14 protein-coding genes are annotated in these 16,761 nt (G+C 72.4%); 10 read left to right on the top strand and 4 right to left on the bottom strand.

The window, feature by feature from the left end; translation table 11 throughout:
• Positions 1 to 87 precede the first annotated feature (87 nt).
• Together ACFVFH_RS27535 and mgtA are read left to right on the top strand one after the other, a co-directional pair.
• Positions 88 to 453, top strand: coding sequence for an ArsR/SmtB family transcription factor (locus tag ACFVFH_RS27535; RefSeq protein WP_383773404.1), 366 nt, complete (start codon positions 88 to 90; stop codon positions 451 to 453).
• Positions 437 to 3,154 (top strand): magnesium-translocating P-type ATPase, encoded by a 2,718-nt coding sequence (gene mgtA / locus ACFVFH_RS27530; RefSeq protein ID WP_383773402.1) that lies wholly within the window; start codon positions 437 to 439, stop codon positions 3,152 to 3,154. The genes ACFVFH_RS27535 and mgtA overlap by 17 nt, the downstream gene beginning before the upstream one ends.
• A gap of 76 nt (positions 3,155 to 3,230) precedes the next feature.
• On the opposite strand, the gene ACFVFH_RS27525 is transcribed toward mgtA, so the two are convergent.
• Positions 3,231 to 4,658 (bottom strand): LCP family protein, encoded by a 1,428-nt coding sequence (locus ACFVFH_RS27525; protein ID WP_383773400.1) that lies wholly within the window; start codon positions 4,656 to 4,658, stop codon positions 3,231 to 3,233.
• Positions 4,659 to 4,913: 255 nt separating this feature from the next.
• Here ACFVFH_RS27525 and tatA point away from each other — a divergent pair, with 255 nt between their 5' ends.
• The 3 genes from tatA to ACFVFH_RS27510 all read left to right on the top strand — a co-directional run bounded on the left by tatA (position 4,914) and on the right by ACFVFH_RS27510 (position 6,667).
• The gene (gene tatA / locus ACFVFH_RS27520; RefSeq protein WP_383773398.1) at positions 4,914 to 5,096 is read left to right on the top strand and encodes a Sec-independent protein translocase subunit TatA; all 183 of its coding nucleotides are present in this window, start codon (positions 4,914 to 4,916) and stop codon (positions 5,094 to 5,096) included.
• A 164-nt stretch (positions 5,097 to 5,260) separates the two neighbouring features.
• Complete coding sequence (locus ACFVFH_RS27515) at positions 5,261 to 5,836, top strand: TerD family protein (RefSeq protein WP_093544446.1); 576 nt, start codon at positions 5,261 to 5,263, stop codon at positions 5,834 to 5,836.
• A 231-nt stretch (positions 5,837 to 6,067) separates the two neighbouring features.
• A complete protein-coding gene (locus ACFVFH_RS27510; protein WP_383773396.1) occupies positions 6,068 to 6,667 on the top strand; it encodes a class I SAM-dependent methyltransferase in 600 nt (199 codons plus the stop codon).
• A 25-nt stretch (positions 6,668 to 6,692) separates the two neighbouring features.
• Here the strand turns inward: ACFVFH_RS27510 and ACFVFH_RS27505 are convergent, their stop codons facing one another.
• Positions 6,693 to 7,595: an oxygenase MpaB family protein gene (locus ACFVFH_RS27505; protein WP_383773394.1), complete on the bottom strand. Its 903-nt coding sequence runs from the start codon at positions 7,593 to 7,595 to the stop codon at positions 6,693 to 6,695.
• A gap of 118 nt (positions 7,596 to 7,713) precedes the next feature.
• Between ACFVFH_RS27505 and ACFVFH_RS27500 the strand changes: the two genes are divergently transcribed.
• Together ACFVFH_RS27500 and ACFVFH_RS27495 are read left to right on the top strand one after the other, a co-directional pair.
• The gene (locus tag ACFVFH_RS27500; protein WP_383773678.1) at positions 7,714 to 8,013 is read left to right on the top strand and encodes a hypothetical protein; all 300 of its coding nucleotides are present in this window, start codon (positions 7,714 to 7,716) and stop codon (positions 8,011 to 8,013) included.
• Between the two features lie 113 nt (positions 8,014 to 8,126).
• On the top strand, positions 8,127 to 9,134 hold the full coding sequence (locus ACFVFH_RS27495) for a hypothetical protein (protein ID WP_383773392.1): 1,008 nt from the start codon (positions 8,127 to 8,129) through the stop codon (positions 9,132 to 9,134).
• A 10-nt stretch (positions 9,135 to 9,144) separates the two neighbouring features.
• Here ACFVFH_RS27495 and ACFVFH_RS27490 read toward each other — a convergent pair whose 3' ends face one another.
• Both ACFVFH_RS27490 and ACFVFH_RS27485 read right to left on the bottom strand, forming a co-directional pair.
• On the bottom strand, positions 9,145 to 9,327 hold the full coding sequence (locus tag ACFVFH_RS27490) for a hypothetical protein (RefSeq protein ID WP_093544432.1): 183 nt from the start codon (positions 9,325 to 9,327) through the stop codon (positions 9,145 to 9,147).
• A gap of 84 nt (positions 9,328 to 9,411) precedes the next feature.
• Complete coding sequence (locus ACFVFH_RS27485; protein WP_383773390.1) at positions 9,412 to 10,506, bottom strand: fatty acid desaturase family protein; 1,095 nt, start codon at positions 10,504 to 10,506, stop codon at positions 9,412 to 9,414.
• A 292-nt stretch (positions 10,507 to 10,798) separates the two neighbouring features.
• Between ACFVFH_RS27485 and ACFVFH_RS27480 the strand changes: the two genes are divergently transcribed.
• The 3 genes from ACFVFH_RS27480 (at position 10,799) to ACFVFH_RS27470 (ending at position 16,619) form a co-directional block, all read left to right on the top strand.
• Entirely contained in the window at positions 10,799 to 13,705 is a 2,907-nt protein-coding gene (locus ACFVFH_RS27480; RefSeq protein ID WP_383773388.1) for a DEAD/DEAH box helicase, read from the top strand.
• A complete protein-coding gene (locus ACFVFH_RS27475; RefSeq protein WP_383773386.1) occupies positions 13,702 to 15,039 on the top strand; it encodes an SWF or SNF family helicase in 1,338 nt (445 codons plus the stop codon). Before ACFVFH_RS27480 ends, ACFVFH_RS27475 begins: the two co-directional genes overlap by 4 nt.
• 239 nt (positions 15,040 to 15,278) lie before the next feature.
• Complete coding sequence (locus ACFVFH_RS27470; protein ID WP_383773384.1) at positions 15,279 to 16,619, top strand: esterase-like activity of phytase family protein; 1,341 nt, start codon at positions 15,279 to 15,281, stop codon at positions 16,617 to 16,619.
• Positions 16,620 to 16,761 lie beyond the last annotated feature (142 nt).

Genomic DNA, 16,761 nt, shown 5'->3' with positions numbered 1-16,761 from the left:
CGCCGATGAGGCGGACGCCTACACTGAGTGCTTCGGGTGCGGAGAACCGGGCCACAGGGACAGGCCACGCAGACAGGGAGAGCGAGAGTGTCGACAGCTGCCGACGGCGGAATCGAGGATCCGCCCGCGGAGGTACTGGCGGAGGCCGCAGCGGCCTTCGGCCTGCTGGCGACACCCGCGCGGCTGCACATCGTATGGGCACTGGCCCAGGGCGAGAGCGACGTCACCGGCCTCGCGGACCGGGTGGGCGGCACCCTCCCCTCGGTGAGCCAGCATCTGACGAAGCTGAAGCTGGCAGGTCTCGTCCGGTCCCGGCGCGAAGGCCGCCGACAGGTGTACCTGGTCGACGACCCCGATGTGGTGACCGTCGTCCGGCTGATGGTCGGCCAGCTCACGGAGCGTGCCGGACACGCGCCCGCACGAGCCTCACGTCTCCGTGGGCTCGGTGCCTGAGAGCAGTGCCGCCGCAGGTCCCGGCAGCACCGACCCCGACGCGCCGTCCGCCGTCGTCGTCCCGATGTCGGGCGTCTCCGTCGACCGGGGCCCCGCCCCCGGTGGCGCCCACGCCCGCACCGGGGAGACCGCACCGACCTCCCTCCAGGTGCTCCGGTCGCTGGACAGCGGACCCCGGGGGCTGCTGGAGGACCAGGCCGGGGAACGGCTGACACGGCTCGGCGAGAACACCCTTCCGGCCTGGCGTCCGGTCTCCTGGCCCCGCCGTTTTCTGCGCAGCCTGCGGGACCCGTTCACCTCGGTGCTGCTGTGCCTGGGCCTGGTCTCGGCGGCGGTGGCCTCCTGGGGCACGGCGTCCGTGACGCTGGTGCTCGTGGTCGTCAGCTGTCTGCTGCGCTCGGCGGAGGAGCACCGGGCGGACCGGTCCACGGCCGCCCTGCGGGCGCTGGTGGCGACCACCGCGACGGTCCTGCGCCGGACGGACCCGGACGCCGCCCCGCAGGCCCGTGAGTTGCCGGTCGAGGAACTGGTCCCGGGCGATGTGATCCGGCTCGCTCCGGGAGATCTGGTGCCCGCCGATGTGCGGTTGCTGCGCGCGAGCGGTCTCACCGTCCATCAGTCGGCGCTCACCGGCGAGTCGGCTCCGGTCGCCAAGCACCCCGTCGACACACCGTCACGGCCGCTCGCCGCCGATGCCGTCCGCGGCGACGTCGAAGGGCTGTTCACCCGGCCCGAACTGTGTTTCCAGGGCAGCAGCGTGGCGTCGGGCAGCGGTACGGCCGTGGTGACGGCGACGGGCGCGGAGACCCGTTTCGCCGCCGCGTACGACGGCTCGGCGCGCCGCCGCGGCGCGAGCGCCTTCGACCGTTCCGTGCACGGGATCTCGTGGACGCTGATCCGTTTCATGCTGCTCACCCCGCCCCTGGTGCTGATGGCCAACGCGGCGCTGCGCGGCCGGGGCCTGGAGACGCTGCCGTTCGCCGTCGCGGTGGCTGTCGGGCTGACGCCGGAAATGCTGCCGGTGATCGTCACGACGGCGCTGGCCAGGGGCGCCTCGCTGCTCGCCAGGGACCATGGCGTCATCGTCAAACGGCTGCCCGCGCTGCATGACCTCGGTGCCATCGACGTGCTGTGCGTGGACAAGACCGGAACCCTCACCCAGGACCGTCCGGTCGTCGGGCATTCGCTGAACGCCTCGGGCGGATCCGATCCCGAGGCGCTCCACTGGGCCGCGGTCAACGCCCTGTGGACGCTACAGCTCGCCGATCTGCCCGCGCCCGACGCACTCGACGAAGCGGTGCTGGACGCGGCCGAGGAGGACGAGGCGCTGTCCGCGTACGACGGGGTCGCCGCGCTGCCGTTCGATCCGGTACGCCGTCTCGCCACCGCCGTCGTCCGCCGCCCCGGGAAGCTCGGAGTCCACACGCTCGTGACCAAGGGGGCCGTGGAAGCGGTCCTCGAACGGTGCGCGCTGGACGAGACGGAACGGATCGGGCTGAGCGCACTCGCCGCCCGGGAGACCGCGAACGGGATGCGGCTGCTCGCGGTGGCCCGTACCGAGCGGCCGGCCCGGACGCGCGCCTACACGGCCGCCGACGAACGGGGGCTGACGTTCCTCGGCTTCGTCGCGCTGCGGGACGCCCTCACGCCGAGCGCCGCCGACGCGCTGGACGCGCTGCGGGACCGGGGCGTGGCCGTCAAGGTGCTCACCGGTGACGATCCGGGCACCGTCGCCCGTGCCTGCCGAGACCTCGGCCTCGATCCCGGCGAGGTCATGTCCGCCGAGCGGATCGACGCGCTGTCGGACCGGGCGCTGGCGGAGGCGGTCGGCCGGACCACGGTCTTCGCCCGCTGCACACCCGAACACAAGGCACGCGTCGTGGCCGCGCTGCGCACCTCCGGGCGGACCACCGGGTTCCTCGGGGACGGGGTCAACGACCTGCCGGCGATGCATGCCTCGGACATCGGGATCTGCCCGCGCAACGCGGTCGACGTGGCGCGGGAGACCGCCGACGTCGTGCTCGCCGAGAAGGATCTCGCGGCCATCGACGACGCGATCACCGCAGGGCGGCTCAGCAGCGGGAACATCGCCACGTATCTGCGCATCACGCTCTCGTCGAACCTCGGCAATGTCATCGCGATGCTCGCGGCGGGCCTGATGCTGCCGTTCCTGCCGATGCTTCCGGCACAGGTCCTCGTGCAGAACCTGTGCTTCGACGTGGCGCAGCTCGCCTTCGCCTTCGACCGGCCGGCGGCCGAGGTGCTGCGGTGGCCCACGGTGCTGCGTCCGCGCGACTTCCTCCGCTTCATCACGGGTTTCGGTCTGCTGAACGCCACTGCCGACCTGGCGACCTTCGCGGTACTGGCCTACGCCCTGCACGGCTCCGCGACCGTCGGCGGGCAGGAGGCGTTCCACTCCGGATGGTTCACCGAGAACCTGCTCACTCAGGCCCTGGTGATGCTGCTGCTCCGCACGGGCGGTCGGGCGGCCGGCGGGCGCAGCGGCGGTCCGCTGCGGATGGCCGCGTGCGGCCTCTCGGTGGTCGGCCTGCTGCTGCCGCTCACCCCGCTCGGCGCGCTGCTGGGCATGAGCGCGCTGCCGCCGCTCTACTACCTGTTGCTGGCCACCGTGCTGGCCCTGTACGCCTACGGGCTGCGGGCCGCCCGCACCCGTTACGAGCGGAAGTGGAGCCGGCGGTGATCCCCTCCCCCGGCGCCGCGGCTCCGGGCGGCCGGGACACCGCGTCGGGTGCCGTGTCCCGGCTTCCGGAGGCCGGTCAGCCGTACGACAGGTCCGCGCACGGGTCGTCGTCGGCCGACCTGGCCTCGTCGGCGACCGTGGGCGGAACGGTGGAGGAGGCCGGTGCTCCGGCGGCCGCCGACGGGTCGCGCGCGTAGGAACTGCCCACGATCACCTGGATCCCGGCCGTGCCGGACTCGGTCGTCCGGGCTCCCGCGAAGAGCCGCGCGGTGGTCTCCGCCTGCTCCCGCAGGCCGGGCCCGTACTCGATGACGGTCGAGGCGTAGTCCTGGCTGCTCGCCGTGGCCGTGTTCGTGACCGTGAAGTCGCGGGAGCGCAGGAGGTCGGACGCCTGGGCGGCGAGCCCCCTGACCGTGGTTCCGTTGTAGACGGCGACGGTGATGCCCTTGCCGGAGACCGGGGCGTTCGCGCGGCCGCCGTTCTTCGCCTCGTCGCCGTCCGACGACTTGCCCGAGCCCTTTCCGCTGGCGTCCTTCCCGTCGACCGTGCGGTTGGCCTTCAGCGAGGCCCAGAGCGCGTCGGCGTCGGGCTCGACGATCGCGACGCGCGCACCCTCGTAACGCCAGGGAACGGTGACGAACTTGGTGTTGTGCAGGTCGATCCGCTTCATCGACAGCGCGAACGACAGCAGCCGGTCGGCCGACCCGAGGCCGGGGTCGACGGTCATCGCGTCGGTGGCCGCGTTGGCCAGGGGCAGCAGTGTGGTGGGGTTCAGCCCCTGGGACTTGACCTTCTTGATGAGGGCGGCGACGAACGCCTGCTGTCGCTTGATACGTCCTATGTCCGAGCCGTCACCGATGCCGTGCCGCAGCCGGACGTAGTCGAGTGCCCGCTGCCCGGAGACGTTCTGCGGGCCCTTCGTGAAGATCCTGGCCCCCCGGGTGGGCCGCTTCGGGCTGAGGTCGCGCTGGTAGATGTCCTGGGGCAGACACACCGGTACGCCGCCCACGGCCGAGGTGAGCGCGGAGAATCCGGCGAAGTCGATGACGACGGTATGGTCCACGCGGAGTCCGGTGAGCTGCTCCACGGTGTTCTGGGTGCAGGCGGGGTTTCCCTCGGCGGTCTCCCCCACCGAGAACGCTCCGTTGAACATCACGTCGTGCTGCGGCGCGGTCCACTTGCCGTCAGGACCCTTGCAGGCCGGGATGTCGACCAGCGCGTCACGCGGAATGGACACCGCGACCGCGTGTTCCTGGTCGCCGTACACATGGAGGAGGAACGCGGTGTCGGAGCGTCCCACCGAGCCCGTGCCGCCGCCGAGTCTGCTGTTCTCGCCCGAGCGCGAGTCCGATCCGATGACCAGGACGTTCTGCCCCTCCGGGGAGCCCGGCGGCCGGTCGCCGGAGATCCCGTCGGCGCTGAAGGTGTCGATGCTGCCGCCGAGCTTGAGATAGCCCCACCCCACGCCCGCGACCAGCAGCACGAGGAACGACAGCCCGAACATGGCTGTACGCCGCAGGCGTGCTCCCCTCCCCCTGCCCGCTCCCGTTTTCCGGCTTCCCGTCATCGGCCACCCCGTCCATCCGGTTTCCATGGGGTAGGACGTGCTCCGCCACCCCATGGTTGTACAGTTGCGCAAAATAGCAAGCATTGATGTCCGAGTGGATCATCCGACCTGCCCATAGTCAGCCTGCAACACCGGCCGTGGGCGCAGAACGAGAACACCGGCCAAAGCACCGAAAGGAAGGGCGGGACACATATGTTGCGCAACGGTCTCGAACCCTGGCACCTGTTGATCGTGGCGGTCGTACTGATCGCGCTGTTCGCCTCGAAGAAACTGCCGGACACGGCTCGGGCCCTGGGCAAGTCGATGCGGATCCTGAAGAGTGAGGCGAAGGCCATGAAGGAGACCGACGCGCAGGAACCCCGCACCGGCCCGTAGCCCCGGGACCCGGTCGACCAACGTACGGCACGCCCCGCCGAGGTTCACTTCAGGGCTTGCGCAATCATGGGAACCACGGCCGCGACTCCGTCGTTGGCCTGGTGACGGCCGAACCGGAGCCGCTCACCGAATCGCTGGACCACTGGATCGATGGAGGATGTTTCATGGGTGTGACCCTGGCCAAGGGCGGCAACGTCTCCTTGTCGAAGGAGGCCCCCGGCCTGACCGCAGTGACGGTCGGCCTGGGCTGGGACGTACGGACGACGACGGGCGCGGACCACGACCTGGACGCGAGTGCCCTGCTGTGCTCGGACGCGGGCAAGGTCCTCTCGGACCTGCACTTCGTCTTCTACAACAACCTCACGAGCCCGGACGGTTCGGTCCAGCACACCGGGGACAACCTGACCGGTGAGGGCGAGGGCGACGACGAGTCCATCAACGTGGACCTGTCGACGGTCCCTTCGGACGTGGCCAAGATCGTCTTTCCGGTCTCCATTCATGACGCGCAGAGCCGCGGGCAGAGCTTCGGCCAGGTCCGCAACGCGTTCATCCGCGTGGTGAACCGGGCCAACGGCGTCGAGCTGGCCCGCTACGACCTCAGCGAGGACGCCTCGACGGAGACCGCCATGGTCTTCGGCGAGCTGTACCGGCACGGCGCGGAGTGGAAGTTCCGGGCGGTCGGCCAGGGGTACGCCTCGGGGCTGGCGGGCATCGCGTCGGACTACGGCGTCAATGTCTGACCGGTAGGACATACGTACCAAGGGTCCGGTCCCCGGCACTCTCCTCCCGTCCGCGGGAGCGCAGGAGCCGGGGCCACACGGCCCGCCGGGTCCCGGGCACCGCTCCGTGTCGCCGCCGCGACGGCTCCGGCCGCGCGCTCCGGGACGGGAGACGCCCCCCCTCGCCGGGCGCTTCCGCTCGCGGCGTCCCGCGCCGTACCGCCTTGCCGGCGACTGAGCGATCATGTCCCCATGACCGACGAGCACAGAGACGTCCGGGAGTTCTTCACCGCACGCGCCGCGGACTGGGACACCCGCTTCCCCGACGACGCGCCCGCCTTCGAAGCGGCCGCGGACTCCCTCTCCTTGCGCCCCGGGGACGCGGTGCTCGACGCGGGCTGCGGGACGGGGCGGGCGCTTCCCGCTCTGCGGGCCGCCGTCGGACCGCGGGGCACGGTCCTGGGTGTCGATCTGACACCGGCGATGCTGGAGTCCGCGGTACGGGCCGGGCGCGACCGCGAGGGGACGCTGCTGCTCGCCGATGTCGCCCGTCTCCCCCTGGGACCGGAGGCGTTGGACGCGGTGTTCGGGTCCGGGCTGATCTCCCATCTGTCACGCCCCGGCCCCGACCTCGCGGAACTGGCACGGGTGGTACGGCCCGGCGGACGGCTGGCGCTCTTCCATCCCCTTGGACGGGCCGCCCTCGCGGCACGCCACGGCCGCCCGGTCACGGACGACGATCTGCGGGCCGAGCGCAATCTCCGCCCCCTGCTCGCACGTTCGGGCTGGCGGCTCGATACGTACACCGATGAGGACGAGGGCTACCTGGCCCTGGCCGTACGGACGCCGTGACCGGCCCGCTCCGGTTCGCCCGCGCTCACTCCGCCGGGGCGTCGGAGCGCCGGTGGTGCGGCACCGGACAGCCACCGAGGCCCGGCACCGGGAACGTCCCCAGTTCTGCGACCTCGTAGCCGTCCGGATAGCCCTTGACCTCCGGGTTCTGACGGGCGTAGTGCGGAGCGGAACGCGGCGGCAGGAGCCGTACCGCGCGGGCCCTCAGCCGCAGGGCGCCATGGGTGAGGCGGCGGGTGGTGGATCCGGGGCGTTCGTAGCGGAACGCGCGCAGGAGGGAGTCGTCGAGCAGCGCGAGAGCGACCTTGCGCGCGACGGGGGCCAGGGGGCGCGGATACCAGGAACCCATCAGATCCAGGGTGGCGTCGGAGACCCGGCGCGCCCCTTCGTCCCAGCCGAAGTGTTCCGCCTCGTAGGTGTCGAGGGTCCGCTCGAAGTCCTCGTACGTCCGGGGCAGCTCACTGATGCCCATGTGCGCGCCCAGGGTCCGGTAATAGGCGGCGCAGGCGCGCAGTTCGTGACCGGAGAGCCGGCGCCAGCCGTAGCGGTCGATCCAGCGCTTCGGGGTCACGACGAAGGTGCACAGCACGTAGCGCATGTCGTCGTTGCTGATGTCGTAGCTGTGGTGCATCCGGTTGATCCGGCGCAGGGCCGTGCGCCCCGAGTCACTGTCGAAGCCGTGTTCGAGGACGGCGTCGAGAAGCAGCGCCGTGTCGTCGTAGCGCTTCTGGGAACGGTCCGTCAGTTCAGCGGTCTGCGCGAGCAGCCGGCCGATGCTGGGTACGGCATAGGTGCGGTAGAGGGCCAGTTCGAGGGCGCGGGCGATGTCCCAGGGGAACTCATAGGTCGCCGTGAGCCGGTAGATGCGGAGGAAATCCCGCTCCGGATCCAGTCGCTGGATCTCCTTCAGCCGGTCGTATCGCTTCACCGTGCTGCCCCCTCGTGTCGGCCGGAGGTCCAACTCTACGTGGGCGGGGAATACCCCCTGTGGATACGGGCATGTCCCGCACTCACGCTCTCCCCGGAAGGCGGTCCCCGTGATCGACATCATCGCCGGCCTCCGCAAGGCCGTCACCCCTGGCCGCGAGGGAACTCGGTCCTCCGCGCCCGGCAAGGAGGACCGCCGTAAACAGCACAATCTCTTCGAGGCGGCCGCCGCCTTCGTGTCGGCCTCCGTGGAGGAGGACCAGGCACGGATCGACGAAGCGAGCGGCTGGGTGTCGCCCGAGGCGCTCTCCTTCGGTGTCAGCGAGCTGGCCTGCCGGGCCGTCATCGCACTGGCCAGGGAGCGCGGCGAGTCGCCGCGAACCGTGGCCCGTACGCTGCTCGGCCTCCCCGCCGACTGAGAGATGCCGCCGTCGCGCGGGCCCGCCACCCCTCCTTGTCAGGGCCTCGACGAGTGGGTTACTCACTCGTTAGGGTGCGCCGACGGACAACGACGACGGACGAGGAGGGTGCTGTGGCTGCGCCGAACGACACGGTCGCCGACGACGACGCGCTGTACGTGCTGACCGCGGTGCTGCTGACCCCGGCACAGTTCCCGACCGTCCTCGGTGACGACTACCCGGCCGCCTGTGCGACGCTCGCCGTCGAGCCGTATGCCGGGGGGTACGGGCTGGTCCTCGGCCAGGACGGCACCGGTGCGCGGTGGACCGTCGTCGTGGACGACGTGTCGCTGGTCGCCGTCGCGATCGCGGCCTGGGACTGCGGCATGGAGTACGACCTCTCGCCCGACGACCGTTCGGTGGTCTGTGCGCTGCCCGGCTGGCCCCTCCAGCTGGCGGTCGCCGCGCCGGGCGTGGCCGCACCGCACGATCCGCTGCCTGATCCGGACGACGAGGGCACCGCTCCGGCGCCTCTGGCACCGCCCGACACGGACGCGTGGGGACCGGCCCAGCGGCGCATGGGGGCGGACGAGATAGCGCACCAGTGGGCCGCCTGGCGCGAGCAGATCGACGACGCGGCGGTCTTCACCGCCCCGTCGGCCGCGGACGGCCCGGAGAACGGGGCCGGGCCGAACGCGCGGGGGGACGTTCCCGGAGCCGGAAATCGGACCGGCCCTCACCCTGAACTTGAGGTTGAGGTCGATGCCGCGTCCGTCGCCGGTCCTGCGGGCGGGACCGGATCCGTCGCCGTTCCCGGGGGCGGGTCCGGCGCCTCCTCCGGAGGGGAGGGCGCGGACACGGCGGCGGACGGGGCGCACCCGGGCGTACGGCGCGCGCTCGCTGAAGCTCAGGGTTACGTCGACACCCCGCCACCGCCCGGCCGCGTCCGGTCCTCCTTCGCCACGGACGACGCGCGGATGCTGCGCGCCGATGGGCCGGGCTGGTCCCTGGTCGCCCGGACCGACGACATCGCGTTCGTCCTGCTGGACGAGGAGCCGGGTGAGGTGCTGCCGGTCGGGCGGGGCGCCGCACTCCCCGGCCTGCTGACGGCTCTGGACGCGCTCGCGGTGCGACCGGCCTGAGCCCTGCTTCTCAGCGGCCTATTTCCTTGCGGGTGATCCTTCGGAGCCTGCGCCGCTGGCCGGGGTCCAGCATCAGATAGGCGATCGCCGGAACGCCCACCAGGACCAGCAACGACAGCCAGAAACCGATGAACGGCATCAGGATGACCGCTACGACCACTCCCCCGATGGCGATCTTCGCGCTGTTCGACATCGTCCGTTCCTCCTCCGCAGCCCGGGGCCGCATCTGCTGTGAGAACGCGTGTGCGCGTCCATCGGTTCCAGCGTGCCCCGGGGCTCACCTCAGCGGCTCGCCGACCTCGTGCATGTGCTGGAGCGCCTGCCGGTAGGACTCGATCAGCCCGGTCTCCGCATAGGGCATGCCCAGGGCCTGGCAGTGGGCATGCACCATGGGCTGCGCCAGGCGCAGGTGGGGGCGGGGCATGCTCGGGAAGAGATGGTGCTCGATCTGGTAGTTGAGGCCGCCGAGGAACCAGTCGGTGAGGATGCCGCCGCGCACGTTGCGCGAGGTGAGGACCTGACGCTGGAGGTGCCCCCAGCGGTCACCGTCCGGGTCCGGCATCTCCATGCCCTTGTGGTTCGGCGCGAAGGCCATGCCCAGATGGAGCCCGAACAGCGCGTGGTGGACGAGCGCGAAGACGAGGGCCTTGCCCGGGGAGAGGACGGTGAGCAGCAGCGCCGCGTAGAGGCCCAGGTGGGCGACCAGGAGCAGCGCCGAGAGCAGGCGTTCCCGGGCGGGCTGCCGCCGCAGGTACTGGAAGCCGGAGATCTTCAGGGCGATGCCTTCGAGGAGCAGCATCGGGAAGAAGAGGCGGGCCTGGTTGCGGGTGAGCCAGCGGGCGAAGCCCTCACGCTGGGCCGCCTGCTTCTGCGTCCAGACGAGCGCGCCCACACCGACGTCCGGGTCCTTGTCGATGTGGTTGGGGTTGGCGTGGTGACGGACGTGCTTGTCGTTCCACCATGCCTCGTTCATGCCGAGGAGCAGATTGGCGTGCACCAGGCCGATGGCCCGGCTCGCCCTGCGGTCGCCGCTTATCTGCGCGTGTCCGGCGTCGTGCCCGACGAACGCGGTACGCGACCAGAAGACCGCCAGCGGCAGCGCGAGCAGCAGGGTCCACCAGGTGTCGCCGAGCAGGAACATGCCGGTGATCACCGCACCGAGCGCGACCAGGTTGGCGGCGATGCCGGCCGCGTACCACCCGGTGCGCCGCTCCAGGAGTCCCTGCCCCTTCACCGCCCGCAGCAGGGGCGCGAAATCACTTCCCTGGGCCTGAGCGGTTCCGGCGCCGTGGGCACCTGTGGTACTTCTCGCTCCGGCATCTCCCGCACCGTCACGGGTACCTTCCGCTGCGGTGGCTATGGCCTGGGGCATGACGTCTCCGGTCTCTGAAAAGCTGCGCCGACCTGTAGAAACGTACGGTCGGCGCAGGTCCGGGAACCATGGCGCCACCACCCGGGGTCACCGGGGGTAAACCCCCTCCCCCGAAGGGGGTGCTGTCTCCACCCCGGGGGTTCGCACACGGCCCCCGGCCGTCGGAGGGACGATTTCCCGGCCGGTCACATGTGTCATGGGTCACTGGGATTTCGCTCTCGGCGGGTGGTGTCCGTGGGGTACCCTCGGCGACCCGACCCCACTAGTCAAATTTGAGGAATTCGGCATCGCTGTGCACAGACTCCCTGCGGCAACGCTCTCCGAGATCTCCGCACTCTCCGCCTGCTCCGTGGTCTTCCTGCCCGGGGATCCCTCCCGTGCCGGCCGTATCGCCTTCTGGCACCCGGACGGCAGCGGCCCGCCCGACGGCCTCGGTTCCGTGGCGGAGCTGACCGTCGTCGGCGCCGACGCGCAGCCGTACGCCGTACCGGCACGGTTGCTCCCGGTCCGGGACGCGCTGCCGGTACTGACGCGCGCGCGGGCCTCGGCACATGCCTCCGGCGCGGCCGCCTTCTGGGGCGCGGCCGCTCTCCTCGCCCTCCAGTTCGCCGCCCGGGGCCTCCTGTTGCCCGGACTGAGCGCCACGGATCACGACACCTGGCGGACCGGCCCGCTGACCGCCGAGGACCAGTCACGGATCCGGACGCTCGCCGCCTCGATGCCGCCGCAGGCCCACGCGGTACCGCTCCCCGCGACCGGGCAGCCGGTACTGCTGCCCGAGCCCGAGTGGCTGCTGCGCGCGTTCCTCGACGCGGTGGCGGACGCCCTGCCCCGCACCCCCGCCGCGCCGTTCGCCGCCGGCGGACCGGCCTTCGCCTCGGACGAACCGCAGCGGCTGCCCGGCCTCCGGGCCTGGGCCACCGATGTCGCGGCCGGACACGACGCGGGGGTCCGGCTCTCGCTCCGGGTGGAGGCGTCCGGTCTCGCCGCGCCGGAGGAGGACGTCGAACGGTCCGCGGGCCCTTCCTTCCGGGCCGTCCTTCAGATCCACAGCGTCAGCGACCCGACGCTGGTCGCCGATGCCGCCGAGGTCTGGGCGGGGGATGCGGGCACTGCCGGGGCCTTCGGTCCCCGCGCCCGGATGGACGCACTGCTGGCGCTGCGGCGCGCCGCCCGTGCCTGGCCTCCGCTCTCTCCGCTGCTCGCCGCCGCGGTGCCCCACTTCGTGGAGCCGGCCGACGACGAGCTCGCCGAGCTCCTCGGTCCCGCCGGACGGGCGCTGGCCGCCACCGGCGTCCAGGTGCACTGGCCGAAGGAGCTGGCCCGCACGCTGACCGCGCGTGCCGTGATCGGACCGCCGGACGGCGAGGAGGGCGAGGACGGCGCGGGGCGGGACGGGGCGGCGGGCCACGGCGGTTCCGAGGCTCCGTCACTCCTGTCCGCGGACGCGCTGCTGACGTTCAACTGGTGGTTCGCGCTCGGTGACCAGAAGCTCAGCCGTGCGGAGCTGGACCGTCTCGCCGAGGCGAACCGTCCCGTGGTGCGGCTGCGTGACCAGTGGGTGCTGATCGACCCCGAGGAGGCCCGCCGGGCCCGTGAGGCCCAGGACCTCAAGGTCACGCCGATCGACGCGCTCGGAGCGGTCCTGACCGGTTCGACCGAGATCGACGGCCACCGGGTCGAGGTCCGGGCCACCGGTCGGCTGGAGCGGTTGCGTCGCAGGGTGGCCGATCCGGAGGGCTCCGGTCAGCAGGACGAGCCGCGGCCGATCGGTCCCCCCGAGGGGCTGGCCGCGACCCTGCGCGACTACCAGCTGCGCGGTCTGAACTGGCTGCACACCATGACCTCGCTGGGCCTCGGTGGCTGTCTCGCCGACGACATGGGGCTCGGCAAGACCATCACCCTGATCGCCCTGCATCTGCACCGCCGCACCATCGATTCGGCCGCCGGGCCGACGCTGGTGGTCTGCCCGACGTCGCTCATGGGCAACTGGCAGCGGGAGATCGAGAAGTTCGCGCCGGGGACACCGGTGCGCCGGTTCCACGGCGGATCGCGCAGCCTCGCCGAACTGTCGGACGGCGAGTTCGTCCTGACCACGTACGGCACCATGCGGCTCGACGCGGCGAAGCTCGCGGAGGTCCGCTGGGGCATGGTGGTCGCCGACGAGGCGCAGCACGTGAAGAACCCGTACTCGGCCACGGCCCGACAGCTTCGGACGATCGGCGCACAGGCCCGCGTGGCGCTCACCGGCACGCCGGTGGAGAACAACCTCTCCGAGCTGTGGGCGATCCTCGACTGGACCACGCCCGGTCTGCTGGGACGGCTCGGCGCGTTCCGCACCCGCTACGCGCGGACCGCGGAGGGCGGCGACCCGGCGGCCGCCGAGCGGCTCGCCGCGCTGGTGCGGCCGTTCCTGCTGCGACGGCGCAAGTCCGACCCGGGCATCGCCCCGGAGCTGCCGCCGAAGACGGAGACCGACCGCACGGTGTCGCTGACGGCCGAGCAGACGGGTCTGTACGAAGCGGTGGTGCGCGAGACCCTGGCCGCGATCGCCGACGCCGACGGGTTCGCCCGGCGGGGTCTCGTCGTCAAGCTGCTGACGGCGCTGAAGCAGATCTGCAACCACCCGGCGCAGTACCTCAAGGAGAACGAGCCGCGGATCGCGGACCGTTCGGGAAAGGTGGAGCTGCTGGACGAGCTGCTCGACACGATCCTGGCGGAGGAGGCGAGCGTGCTGGTGTTCACCCAGTACGTCCGGATGGCCCGGCTGCTCGAACGGCATCTGGCGGAGCGCGGGGTACGTACGCAGTTCCTGCACGGCGGTACGCCCGTCGCGGAACGGGAGGCGATGGTCAATCGATTCCAGGCGGGCGAGGCCCCGGTGTTCCTGCTGTCGCTGAAGGCGGCGGGCACCGGTCTCAACCTCACCCGGGCCGGACACGTCGTGCACTTCGACCGCTGGTGGAACCCCGCGGTCGAGGCACAGGCCACCGACCGCGCGTACCGGATCGGGCAGACCCAGCCGGTGCAGGTGCACCGGCTGATCGCCGAGGGCACCATCGAGGACCGGATCGCCGGCATGCTGGCCCGCAAACAGGGGCTCGCGGACGCGGTGCTCGGCTCGGGCGAGGCGGCACTGACCGAACTGACCGATGCGGAACTGGCCGATCTGGTCGAGCTGCGAGGGGGCACCCGATGAGTGAGGGACACGACGGCGCGTACGAGGGCGGCGGGGCCGACACGCCCGCCCCCGGACAGGAGCGGACCTTCGCCGCGCTGCCGCCCGCGCAGGGCCGCGGCTTCGCCCGGTCCTGGTGGGGCCAGGCGTGGCTGAAGGCGCTGGAGGACACCGCGCTGGACGGCCGGCAGCTCAAGAAGGGGCGCAGGTTCGCCCGTGAGGGCAGGGTCGGCGCGGTCTCCGTACGGCCCGGCCGGATCACCGCGATGGTCCGGGACGGGGACTCCTCCACGTACCGCAGCGATGTGCTGCTCCAGGAGCTGAGCGAGGCGGACTGGGAGCGGTTCCTCGGCATGGCCGTCGAACGGGCCGGGCACATCGCGGCGCTGCTGGACCGCGAGATGCCGCCGCATCTGGTGGAGGACGCGGCGGCGGCCGGAGTGGAGCTGCTGCCCGGCATCGGTGACCTGGACCCGGAGTGCACCTGTGACGCGTGGGACCACTGCCCGCACACCGCCGCGCTGTGCTACCAGGTGGCACGGCTGCTGGACCAGGACCCGTTCGTGCTGCTGCTGATGCGGGGACGCGGTGAGCGACGGCTCCTGGACGAACTCCAGGTCCGCATCGCGGCCCGCGCCGAGGGGCACGGGCCCGTGGACCCCGGCGACGGGGCCGCGGCGGCGCGGGCCGACGGCGGGGGCGTCCGGGCGGACGAGGCGTTCGCGGCGCGGGACATCCTGCCTCCGTTGCCCGCTCCCGCCCCGCTGCCCCCGGAGCCCGGCCTCGCGCCGTCGCTGGACACCGAGACCGAACCGGAGGCGGGGATCGACCCGGCCGCCCTGGAGATGCTGGCGACGGACGCCGCCGCGCGGGCCCACCGGATGCTGGCCGAGGCGCTCTCCCCGGGCCATGAGCAGCAGCCGCCGCCGGTCGGGCTGACGGCACGGCAGGACGCCGTGCGGCTGGCGGCGGAGGCCCGGCCCGCGTCCTGGATCGCGGAGCGGCTGGCCACCGGTTCGGAGCGGCACGAGGCCGGGCTCGACGCGGCGGTGCGGGCGTGGCGGTACGGCGGGGCGGCCGCGCTCGCCGTGCTCGAAGAGGAGTGGACGCCCGGTCCCGAGGTCCTGGCCAGGGCAGGGGCCCGGCTCGCCGGGGCGTGGGAGGAGAGCGAGCGGCCCCGGCTGAGTGCGGCGGCCAATCGCTGGACGGCGGTGGACGGCGGCGTGCAGCTCCGCTACGGCCGGGACGGGCGCTGGTGGCCGTACCGCGAGGAGGGCGGGCGCTGGGTCCCGGCGGGCCCGGCGGACGACGATCCGGCGGCCGCGCTGGGCGGCATCGACGTGGCGGACGGCTGAGAGCCGGTACGCCGGGGCCGGTGCGGGGCCCGGCGGACGGCCTGCCCGTAGGCCGCTCGGGCGGACGTGCGAGCGCCAGTCCGTGCGGTCCCCGGGGCGCTCGACGACGGGCGGGGGCGAGTACGCGCCCCCGCCCGTCGTCGCGTTCTGTCCGGGCGTTCAACTGGATGTCACCGTGTGTTGAGGGCGAGGACGGAACCTGACGGCCGTAAAGCGCTGTTCGTGCCCCAGGAGGTTCCATGTCCCCGCGTGTTGTCCGTCGTTCCCTTGCCGTCGGCCTGCCGCTCGCCCTGCTCGGCACGGTGTGCGTGGCCGGGACGGCGACCGGTGCCCAGGACCGGCACGAGCGTACGGCGCGGGTCACCGGGACGGCGGTGCTCGGTGACATACCGCTGGCCCGCTTCAGCAACGGGCTGCTGCCGGGAACGGTCGCGGACGACCGGGGGGTGGCGCTGGGCGGCATCGGCAGCGACATCTACCCCGCCGGCCGCCGGGGCGAGTTCTGGACGGTCACCGACCGGGGGCCCAACGGGCAGATCAAGATCGACGGGAAGAAGCGGCGTACCTTCCCCGTGCCCGGCTTCGACCCGGCGATCGTCAAGGTACGGGTCAGCGGCAAGCACCTCCGGGTCCTCAAGGCCATTCCGATCACCACCCGGTCCGGTGCCGCGGTCACCGGTCTGTCGAACCAGAAGGAGCGCGACGAGGCCCCGTACTCCTACGACGCGAAGACGCCGCTGGAGTACAACCCGAACGGTCTGGACACCGAAGGCATCGTCCGCGCCGCCGACGGCAGCTTCTGGCTGGTCGACGAGTACGGCCCCTCCCTGGTGCACGTCTCCGCCCAGGGCCGGGTGCTGACCCGCTACGTGCCGCGGGGTCTCGGGCTGAAGGGCGCCGACTACCCCGTGGTGGAGGCGCTGCCGGGCGTGCTCCTGCACCGGAAGATCAACCGCGGTTTCGAGGGCCTGGCCCTCCTTCCCGGCGGCGATCTGGTGCTCGCGGTACAGAGCCCGCTCTCGCTGCCCGACCAGGACGCGGGCGAATCATCCCGCAATGTGCGGCTGCTGCGCTTCTCGACGAAGAAGCGCGCGGTCACCGCGGAGTACGCCTACCGGTTCGACGCGGTGGGCGTCGTGGACCCGGGCGAGGACGACACCTCCGAGCTGAAGGTCTCCTCGGTCGTCGCGATCGGCGGGAACGACCTCCTGGTCGAGGAACGCACGGACAGGGCTGCGCGGCTGCACCGGGTGACACTCCCGCACGGCTCCGGGATCCTGGGCTCGGCGTGGGACGACGCGGCCACGTCCCCCTCCTACGAGGAACTCACCGACCCTTCGGCGTCGGGTGTGCCGGTGCTCCGCAAGAGCCTGGTCGTCGACCTGGGCAAGGTCGCGGGCGTGCCCGGGAAGATCGAGGGGGTGGCGGTGACCGGCCGGGACACGCTCGCCCTGATCAACGACAACGACTTCGGGATGACCGACGGCCCCGAGGCCTTCGACGCGAACGGCCGCCTGGTCGACAGCGGCATCAAGACGTCGGTGACGCAGCTCAAGCTGCCGCGCCCGCTGCGCGGCTGACCCCGGGTACCGGTCCTCGGCGAGCCGTACCCGCCGAGGACCGGGCCGTCGCCGCCTCACCCGCCGCCGACCCGCCGGCGCCGTACATTCCGGTGAACTCCCCCGCCCACGGAGCCGTTTCGCCCCCGCCGTCTTCCGTCAC

It is taken from the genome of Streptomyces sp. NPDC057697 (assembly GCF_042799335.1).
Taxonomy (GTDB): Bacteria; Actinomycetota; Actinomycetes; order Streptomycetales; family Streptomycetaceae; genus Streptomyces.
The sequence above is the reverse complement of the archived record's forward strand: the minus strand, read 5'-3'. Positions and strand labels throughout refer to the sequence as shown.